Annotated in this window: 1 pseudogene; it reads left to right on the top strand. The window is 68.7% G+C overall.

From position 1 onward, the window contains the following. Positions 1–785: pseudogene (locus OR16_RS39195) on the top strand (PrpR N-terminal domain-containing protein); the annotation flags it as partial.

The following is a 785-nucleotide window of genomic DNA, read 5'->3' as shown; positions in this document are numbered from 1 at the left end:
GACCGGTTTCGACGTCGATGAGTGCGCTGGCCACGGCGCGGCGCATCTCACCGCGGGTGGCGCTGGTGACGCAGCCGCTACCTATCCGGAAGTGGACGAGTTCGTGCGCACCTTCTCGCTGGCGATCCCGGCCTACACCTACCTGACCGAAGACGATGCCGCCGCCCGCGTGAAGGCGCTCAAGCAGGAGGGCGTGCAAGTGGTGGTGGGTCCCGGCCTGGTGACCGACCTGGCGGACAAGATCGGCTTGATCGGCGTGTTCCTGTACTCGGGCAATTCTGTGCGCGGCGCGCTGGAGGACGTGATTGAGGCGGCCCGGTTGCGCCGCATCGAGTCCGGGCGGCGCGACTACGTCAATACCATCCTGGCGCACCTGAACGAAGGCGTGGCCGCGGTGGATGCGGAAGGGCGCATCCAGACCTACAACCCCGCCATGGAGCGTTTCCTGGGCACGCCGCCGGCCGCCGCGCTAGGCCGCAAGCTGCAGACACTGGCTCCAGCGCTGTCGCTCGATGGCGTGATGCACAGCGGCAGCAAGGAGCTCGAAGCGATTCACAAGCTCGGCGACAAGATGGTGGTGGTCAACCGCATCCCCATCATCACCGAAGCCGGCACCGCTGGCGCGGTACTGACGCTGCAGGATGCCAATGCCATCCACCGGGTCGACCGCAACCTGCGCTCGCGCAGCCGCGCCCGGCCGGCCGGCGTGCGCTACAGCCTGGACGACCTCGCTGGCGCCTCGCCGGCCATGCATCACCTGCGCGAACTGGCGCGGCGCTACGCCG

This window comes from Cupriavidus basilensis OR16, from assembly GCF_000243095.1.
Taxonomy (GTDB): Bacteria; Pseudomonadota; Gammaproteobacteria; order Burkholderiales; family Burkholderiaceae; genus Cupriavidus; species Cupriavidus basilensis_D.
Note: the sequence above shows the minus strand (reverse complement) of the source record. Positions and strands in the feature narration are given on the sequence as shown.